The sequence below is a fragment of the Marinobacter sp. HL-58 genome (assembly GCF_001314605.1).
Classification (GTDB): domain Bacteria; phylum Pseudomonadota; class Gammaproteobacteria; order Pseudomonadales; family Oleiphilaceae; genus Marinobacter.
In genome coordinates this window covers 1-7,780 of the sequence record NZ_LIHP01000005.1, presented here as the reverse complement: position 1 = coordinate 7,780, position 7,780 = coordinate 1, and the positions used below count along the sequence as shown (strand labels likewise).

General features: G+C 49.2%; 7 protein-coding genes and 2 pseudogenes. 2 read left to right on the top strand and 7 right to left on the bottom strand.

Features of this window, described 5'->3' with window-relative positions; genetic code table 11:
* The 3 genes and pseudogenes from HLUCCO03_RS06120 to HLUCCO03_RS06110 form a co-directional block, all read right to left on the bottom strand.
* Nucleotides 1–596 (bottom strand): annotated as a pseudogene (locus HLUCCO03_RS06120) (transcription termination factor Rho); the annotation flags it as partial.
* Nucleotides 596–1,942 (bottom strand): S41 family peptidase, encoded by a 1,347-nt coding sequence (locus HLUCCO03_RS06115; protein WP_027832979.1) that lies wholly within the window; start codon nt 1,940–1,942, stop codon nt 596–598. The gene HLUCCO03_RS06115 and the pseudogene HLUCCO03_RS06120, both read right to left, overlap by 1 nt.
* A 298-nt stretch (nt 1,943–2,240) precedes the next feature.
* Nucleotides 2,241–2,624: an alpha/beta hydrolase gene (locus HLUCCO03_RS06110; protein WP_027832980.1), complete on the bottom strand. Its 384-nt coding sequence runs from the start codon at nt 2,622–2,624 to the stop codon at nt 2,241–2,243.
* A gap of 241 nt (nt 2,625–2,865) precedes the next feature.
* On the opposite strand from HLUCCO03_RS06110, the gene HLUCCO03_RS06105 reads away from it, so the two are divergent.
* Nucleotides 2,866–3,297: a tautomerase family protein gene (locus HLUCCO03_RS06105; protein ID WP_027832981.1), complete on the top strand. Its 432-nt coding sequence runs from the start codon at nt 2,866–2,868 to the stop codon at nt 3,295–3,297.
* A gap of 55 nt (nt 3,298–3,352) precedes the next feature.
* On the opposite strand, the gene HLUCCO03_RS06100 is transcribed toward HLUCCO03_RS06105, so the two are convergent.
* A complete protein-coding gene (locus tag HLUCCO03_RS06100; RefSeq protein ID WP_292016634.1) occupies nt 3,353–3,796 on the bottom strand; it encodes a co-chaperone YbbN in 444 nt (147 codons plus the stop codon).
* Nucleotides 3,797–4,219: 423 nt separating this feature from the next.
* Here HLUCCO03_RS06100 and HLUCCO03_RS06095 point away from each other — a divergent pair, with 423 nt between their 5' ends.
* Nucleotides 4,220–4,741 carry a hypothetical protein gene (locus tag HLUCCO03_RS06095; protein WP_027832983.1) on the top strand — a complete coding sequence of 174 codons (522 nt, stop codon included), beginning with the start codon at nt 4,220–4,222 and terminating at the stop codon, nt 4,739–4,741.
* Nucleotides 4,742–4,751: 10 nt separating this feature from the next.
* On the opposite strand, the gene HLUCCO03_RS06090 is transcribed toward HLUCCO03_RS06095, so the two are convergent.
* The 3 genes and pseudogenes from HLUCCO03_RS06090 to HLUCCO03_RS06080 all read right to left on the bottom strand — a co-directional run.
* Nucleotides 4,752–6,800, bottom strand: coding sequence for an ATP-binding protein (locus HLUCCO03_RS06090; RefSeq protein WP_155939986.1), 2,049 nt, complete (start codon nt 6,798–6,800; stop codon nt 4,752–4,754).
* 141 nt (nt 6,801–6,941) lie between these two features.
* A complete protein-coding gene (gene urtE, locus HLUCCO03_RS06085) occupies nt 6,942–7,640 on the bottom strand; it encodes an urea ABC transporter ATP-binding subunit UrtE (RefSeq protein WP_027832985.1) in 699 nt (232 codons plus the stop codon).
* A pseudogene (locus tag HLUCCO03_RS06080) lies at nt 7,640–7,780 on the bottom strand (ABC transporter ATP-binding protein); the annotation flags it as partial. The gene urtE and the pseudogene HLUCCO03_RS06080, both read right to left, overlap by 1 nt.

Genomic DNA, 7,780 nt, shown 5'->3' with positions numbered 1-7,780 from the left:
AGAGAATCAATCACAATCATCACGTTGTGACCCTCGCCAGCTTGTTGGCGGGCGATATCAAGAAGCTCATCGGCAACGCGAACGTGATGAGCATAGCTTTCATCGGAAGAAGAAGCGTGTACCTCAGCCGGGACGCTACGCCTGAAATCAGTGACCTCTTCGGGTCGCTCATCTATCAATAACGCGTAAAGTTTAATCTCGGGATACGCCTTCCCCACCGCCTGGCAAATATCCTTTAAAATCGTCGATTTTCCAGACCCCGGCGGTGCAACGATCAAACCTCGCTGCCCCATTCCAATCGGCGTGATCAAATCCATCGCACGCACCGTGAGTTTTTCCGAACCTGACTCCAAACGAATCACCGGCGTTGGATTGATAGCCACACCGTTTAAAAAACGTTTTTGTGGATCAGCCTCACTCTCACCCTCAACCCCAACCATAGCTTTGGCTTCCTCAGCCACTGGTTTGGCGTCTTTAATGGGTTTCTGGGTTAAACCTAATGTCTTTCTCGTCATGTCTGTTTGATAGCCCTTAGTTGATAGATGTTTTTCGAAATGGGCTGATAACGCCAACCCCGCGATTAATACTTCGACCATCAACCGCCGACCAGCTTAATTACCCGCTCGAGCATCGGGTCTTTGCCTTCCTCGCGCCCTTTTCGGCCAAGGTACTTGAGACGGATGTGTGGCGGGATGCCGACATCTTCGTATATCTCACCATCGTAGGCCCGGTAGATTTCATTGGACAACGTCAGGTGCCAGCCATTTGGCAGATGTCGCTCGAGCGTGTCGGAAAGGATGCCCTGGGTAGGCTCGCCAATAAGAGTGAGACGGGGATGCTGCAGCAATGAGAGCACGAAGATCTCTGCGGCACTGGCCGTTAGCTCGCTGGTCAGCACAAACAGGTTGCCCTGGTAAGTCTCATCGACAGGCGTGACATAGACAGACTGCTTTCCGGTGAATCCATTGCCATGACGGGCTGACTTGGTGAAAGCCAGCCGTTTGCGATCCATCAGGTACGCTGCAAAGCGCAGTGCGACACCATCGTACCCCCCACCATTATTGCGAAGATCGATCACCAGATTGGGGAGCTCGCCAACATCTGCCAGCACCCTCTTCATCACACTATCGACCGCACTGAGATCCGCAGCCGGTTTGCCTGACTTGCCGCTTTGCCCGGCCATGGCCCGGATGTTCAGGTAACCGATGAGGTCATTAAGGCGCCCCCACTCCACCAGCCGGTTGCCGCCATGGCTGACGGCGCTTGCGAGATAATCCTCATGGATCACGTCACGCGCCGACTCTTTGAGTTCGCCCAGGTAGCTGGTGAGCCCCCGGTCATCATTGGCGTCTTCAAGTTCCTGTGTCAGCCGCCTGAAGAGCGCCGGCTGGGCACCTGCGCTGTAATGACCCCAGGGTGAATGCAGACGAATATGGCCATCCTTCAGGGGCCGTAGCATCGCAACCATGATGGCAAAGAGCGTTTCCTGGGATGTGTTCCCGTTAATCTGGGGAAGATAGTCATGATGCGCCCGGTCCCAGGCCACACCCTTGAGTTCAAACAGGGCGTATTGCTCGTGAAAGGTTCGCCAGAAAACGTCAAAGTTGTATTGCGGATCCTTTGCCCTGTGCCTGTGACTTTCAGTGACGGTGGCAGGCAATCCTTTCAGACGACGGAAGCTGATGCGTGCTACGCCTGTTACCCGATGGGCACTGAACGCCTGGCCGCCAGGGGAGACCGCCAAATCTTCGTAATAGTGGCCAAGTTCTTCAATACTGCCCGCATGAATCTTCAGGCAGCTGATACTGGTTTCTTCAAAAAGGGTGTACCAATCTTCCTCGATCAGCAACACAGTGCCGTAACCCTGGGAACGCCAGACACCCTGCAGGCGCGCAAAATCAGGGCTGGAAAGAGAACTGTCGCGGCGTTGGGCGGGTTTCATAGAGGACTCCAGGTCCATTTCTGTTGTTTTCAGACGGTACCGGATGTTCAGGTTTTATCAGGGTAGACCTCGCTGGCATCCAGCTTGCGGTAATCCGCCCGAACCTCCTCCATAAAAAGTTGAATAAAATTACCGCGAAAGGGCAGGCCCAGTAATAGAGTTCGTAGTCCTGCATTGTGACTCTCCCACTCTGACAGTTGAGAAGACAACTGTTGTCTGGAAGTGTAGCGCATAGAAAAAGACCCGATCCGAAAGCCAGGTCTATTCAACTCAATACCGCCCGTTTAGCAACCTGGTTTCAAAAGCCGACAATGTTAGGGAAAACCGGGGCTGAAAATAGATCTGTCCCGGTTTCCTTCAGGCAAATGCGGCTGCCATCGATACGATCCAGTTGCCGCGCAAAATTCAGTGCCGCCAGCCAATCGTCCACTTCTTTCCGAGGGCTCAGCGTCTGCCGTGGCTGGCCATCACTGTCACCAAAATGGCGGTAGTCAAAGGCAAAGACCGCATAACCGGCGTTGCAGAAAGCTTCTTTAAACGGTGCCAGACCACTGGCATGAGTCAGCCCAAAACCATGGGCCATGACGACATACGGTAAACCTTTACTGCCGGCATCCCGCGTGTAAAGAACTCCGCGACAGGTTGTACCTTCGCTCTGAAATTCCTGGGGCGTTTCGATCATTGTTTGGCTCGCATGCTTGAGGGTCGAGAGTCTCAGGATAGCTCATTGCTTCAGGATCTAACCGGCAGTTCAATAATCTCACCAACCACACCCTCTTCACTCACCTGCAACCGCCCCACCATGATCGGCAGCGTAAATCGCCGGCGCCAGGCAGGTAAGCGTTGCTATAGTGAAACAAGCCCGCATCACTCCCATAGTGGCGAGATCCACTGCGAACGTACAACCATAGCAGGAGTTACCCATGCCCACTTACACCGTCACGGTCGCGAATCTGTCTCTCTCAGCGGAACAGAAGTCACAGATAGCCGAGGCCATCACAGCGGCCCACAACGCCCAAACCGGCGCGCCCCGGTTCTTTGCCCAGGTTCTGTTTTATGCGGCCAATGAGGGCGACCACTTTGTGGGTGGCCGCGTGAACACCGCGCCACAGGTGTATGTGCACGGCCTGGTGCGGGAGGGCAGAAGCATCGAGATCAAACAGGCTCTGATGAGCCAGATGCTTGAAGAAATCGCCCAAATCGTGGACATCACAGCTGAAGATGTCTGGATCTATCTGCAGGACATTCCGGCCACCCAGATGATCGAGTTTGGGCGGTTTTTGCCGGCGCCAGGAGGGGAAGCTGAGTGGGAGAAGGGAATGACTCCGGAAAAGCACGGCAGCTTACCCAAATAACCGCAATAATGGATCTGTCCCGGTTTTCAATTTCTCATAGAAAATAGATCCGGCTTTAAGGCAAAAGCCCATAAGGCCGCTCCAGCGCCGAACGAACATCCCCGATGGAGAATACCCTGGCGAACTCCGCGAATCGCTGCCCATCAAACCACAGCTGAACAACCGGCAGAGAAAAGATAGCGCGAGCCGCACATAACGGGCCGGCGGCTTCCTGGCAATCGATGTAAGCAGTAATCAGCTTTGGAAATTCCTCGCTGGCAAGTTTCTCCAGCCGGGGCTTGATGGCCTGACAGACGCCACAGCTTGCGCCCCCATACAGAAGAAGCACCGCAGGGCTGGACTCTAGCAATTCCGATAAAGCCTCTTCTGAACAGATCTTTTGCACCGTTAAATCCTGATAGGCATTGCTGGTTTCAGCATCCGCGCCTAGCGGAAAGAATGAAAATAAAAATGAAAATAAATCCGTCCGGGTTTTCTCGGTTACGGCCGCGCTGGACAATATGATGGGGAAAACCGGGCACAATCGCCCTGGCCCATCTTGGCATAAGTACTTCCTTGCTTTTAAACCACAGAATCCGTTCTCTGTGGGCCGGCGACCGATATTAATCGAAGTGTGGAGAGTGTCGGTAATGACTAAGATTAGCTTTGAACCCTCAAAGAAGCCGCGAAAAAAAATCTCTGTCGATTTTTATTATGTGGTGGAAGTACTCACCAAGCTACCCTCATCGACAATGGTCGAGGATCTCGACCAGCTGCTGCCCTGGAATCAGCGCAAACCATTCCGGTGTAGTTCGTGGACCGCTTACGTTGCTTTCAGGCTGCCTGAAGCTGGGAAAAATAGCTTCTGAGGTATAAACTGCAGTCCGACGAATACTAATACCTCCACTGTGAAACATCTAATTAAAGCAGGAGTATAGCTCGCATGAATTGGGGAGATATAATTAAAGGGCTTGACAAGAACCTTATCCCAGCTCTCAAAATTATAGCGTTCTCTATTTTTGGGTCATCTATAATTGTTTTTATGACAGCAGACTATTTAAACAATAGCTTCGGAAAATGGCCTTATAACTTAGAGCAATTTTCCATAATTTCATTTCTACTATCTGGCTTCGTATTAATATTCGTCTATCTACCCAGCGCTACCAAATTTGCGCAGAATTACTTAGATAATAAAAGAATCGAGAATGCCATTAAAAACCTTGACGTACTAGAAGAACAAATCCTATTCACGATGAGTCTTAACCCAGAAAAACCATTAAAAATATCTAATTATTGCAAGCATGAAGCCCCACAAACAAATACAACTGCCGAAATTTATTCAGCCATAGTTGACTTAAAAAGAAAAAAGTTAGTAAAACCAGACAGCAATGAAGACAATTTAGTCTTTTTAACTGATCAAGGAATTAAAAAGAGCATTGAGATACAGAAGAATACACTCAGATAGCGCTTATAAATTAGAGATACATATTCAAATATCTCTTCACAATGTTACCTAACAATCTATCTGGTTCATTATGCTTTTGAGGATTTCTAAGCTTATGAAGATTTGTGATTATCCACTTAGCTGTGACTTTAACTATAACTTTATGGTCAGAGTTATAGATCTCTCTGACAAAATCTAAATCTCGTCCCTTTCTTAGCTCCGAATCGTCGTCTCGGCACACAATAAAGCCAAGCTTCCCATATCTATCACCAAGCCTACTTCTAACCCGATCGTAGCTCTCTTTATCTACACTGCGCTTATTCACAATCCTAAATACAACGTCTCGCGTATCAAAGTCCCTACTCAACTTTTTCCAAGCGTCAGTTTTTCTTAAATTGATAGCAACGATTTCACTCTCATTCTCAATTAAACCATTTTCACTTTTTTCAAAGCCGGACAACGCACCAGCGTAAATTACAGATAAAGCCTTGTAACACCACTCAGAGAACTCTGCTAAGCCTGTCATTCCCTCATCAATATCCCTAAGCTGGCTTTCAAGTTGTCCTATTTTTTGCGACCGGCGAGATGGGTTATCAGAACTGATCTCTATATCATATTCGTCATATATTTCTTCAGCATCCTCAGGATCCAGAGAGTTCTTCGTTAGATTCAGAGCGATCCAATAGCATGGATGGACAAGAACTTTCGTCGAGCCTTCAAACTCGGTATCAGGTTGCCGGCCATCGTGACAAAAGACAAAATGGCCGGTTTCTCTGTCACTTATTCCAAGAAACCCTATACTATACAGTGACTTTATCACATCGACTTCGTTGTCAAAAAAGGCGAGTTGTTGCTGTATAGCTACATCACCATGCTCTGATGTTAAAACTTTTCGAATCAGAGGCTTCAAGTCAGTTAGTATTGTTTCAGGACTTCCATTTTTAAACCTGGAAAGAAATAAACTTATTCCTGGAACAATTGCTTCATATTCTTTTTTCAAGTCCTCAAAACGATTATTAGAAATATATTTTGCAGTTGCCTCAATATCTTCGTTAATTATCTGAGAGCGGTCCGATTTCCTAGCCGTATAAAAAGCTTCATTAAGTAATATTAGAAGATCCCTCGGTCGGTAGAGAGTCAACCTTAATACATATCGGAAACCTGCCTGCCCCGACAAGTCTTTTGCTGTTACTCGATTCCAAATTTTAACAGAGCTTTCTTGCTCGTAATTCATTGCTGACTTAATACGAGCGGAAACCAAGTTAAATAAAGCTGCTTCATCCCAATGTAGTCGAAGGGTTTGTCCTTCAATGTTTCGAGAAAAGTCAGGATCTTTATAAATTAGAGTTCTATGTATATTGTCTCGTATGAAAACTGTCGCATGGACCTTATCAACTTGGGAATTTATATCAATCGCAGCCTGAAGAATGCCGTCGATTATAGCAACACCAGTATCGTCTGGCTCATACCCTTCATCTAACTTATCGATTAGAATAAAAACTTCTTCACCCGTTAGATCCAAAAGGCGCCCAAGCCCATCTTCAACATCTCGAATATGTAAGCCTGATGCGAGATCCGCTATCGCCTCTTCCTCAGACGAATCAGGCTCCACATTGTCTTTTAGCGTCTTCCGAACTCTCTCAGCGACACCGTTCCTGCTCCGCATCCATTCCGCATTTTTTTGCTTCAAATGAACATAATTTTGATCTTTCTGGGCTTTATGGTGGCCAATTGCTACGTTAACCGCCTCCATTAGCAATGCATACTTCCAAATTATTCGCGAACCAGCCCTGAGCTTTTTAAACTCTGTGCCAAAATATTTTGTGGAGGAACGAAGACCAATCATTTGATCTTCATCTGGAGAGAGCGATACGACTTTCTTTTTCGGTGCACTGCGATAGTGCTTTTTTAGCATATAAACTAGAGCACTTTTACCTGTACCTCGTCGGCCCACAACGACACATCTATCATTTGGCGCCTCAATCAGAGTGCGGTAGTCCGGCGTTTCGAGGAAAGAGGCTTCCAACATAGCGCCATCATTTTCGGCTCGGGGATCCCCTAACAAGTTCGCTCTAATCATTCTTATCTCTACCACTAGCCAACTCCCTTTAGCGAGCAAAGCTGACATCGATCACTTCATTGTGCAAGCTCTTTTTCCGCTGTAGCAACGACAATCTAGTCTGACAGAAAGAAAATATAGCTCGATTTTCTTGCCATATGATTAGACCCTAAGATGGCTCGCAATCAACTCATCAGACAACTCCCCAATCCCCCCCTCAGCAACCCTCCTCCCCCGATCCATAATCGCAAACCGATCCGCATACTTCCGAGCAAACGGCAACTTCTGCTCAACCAGCAGCACAGTCAGCCCGTCTTCTTCGATAAGCCGACGAATAACCTCCCCAATCTGCGCCACAATGTTCGGCTGAATCCCCTCCCCCGGTTCATCCAGAATCAGCAGCCTGGGCTCGATTACCAATGCCCGACCAATGGCCAGTTGCTGTTGCTGGCCGCCGGAGAGGTCGCCGCCGCGGCGGTTCTTCATTTCCTTCAGTACCGGGAAGAGTTCGTACACCCGCTCGGGGATTTTCTTGCTGCCGTCGGCTCGCACGGCCAGGCCGGTGCGGAGGTTTTCTTCCACGGTGAGCAGGGGGAATATCTGCCTTCCCTGGGGCACGTAGCCGATGCCGAGGCGGGAGCGGTCTTCGATTTTCTTTCTGGTCAGTTCCACGTCGCCGGCGAATTCGATGCTGCCGCTGCTGGTGGTTTCCTCGCCCATGATGCATTTCACCAGGGTGGTTTTGCCCACGCCGTTGCGGCCCATTACGCAGGTGCACTGGCCCTGGGGTACGTCCAGGTCCAGGTCCCAGAGGGTGTGGCTTTCGCCGTAGTACTGGTTGAGTTTGTTGATTTTGAGCATTACGCCTCCTCCCCCAGGTAAACCTTGATCACTTCCGGGTCGTTGGAGACCTGGTCCATGGTGCCTTCGGCCAGTACGCTGCCCTGGTGCAGCACGGTGACTTTGCGGGCGATGGAGCGCACGAAGCCCATGTCGTGCTC

Excerpts from the sequence above, each read along its gene's own strand:
- HLUCCO03_RS06110 (WP_027832980.1), bottom strand. The coding sequence starts at position 2,624 with ATGATCGAAACGCCCCAGGAATTTCAGAGCGAAGGTACAACCTGTCGC.
- urtE (WP_027832985.1), bottom strand. The coding sequence starts at position 7,640 with ATGCTCAAAATCAACAAACTCAACCAGTACTACGGCGAAAGCCACACC.
- HLUCCO03_RS06095 (WP_027832983.1), top strand. The coding sequence starts at position 4,220 with ATGAATTGGGGAGATATAATTAAAGGGCTTGACAAGAACCTTATCCCA.
- HLUCCO03_RS06115 (WP_027832979.1), bottom strand. The coding sequence starts at position 1,942 with ATGAAACCCGCCCAACGCCGCGACAGTTCTCTTTCCAGCCCTGATTTT.
- HLUCCO03_RS06105 (WP_027832981.1), top strand. The coding sequence starts at position 2,866 with ATGCCCACTTACACCGTCACGGTCGCGAATCTGTCTCTCTCAGCGGAA.
- HLUCCO03_RS06090 (WP_155939986.1), bottom strand. The coding sequence starts at position 6,800 with ATGATTAGAGCGAACTTGTTAGGGGATCCCCGAGCCGAAAATGATGGC.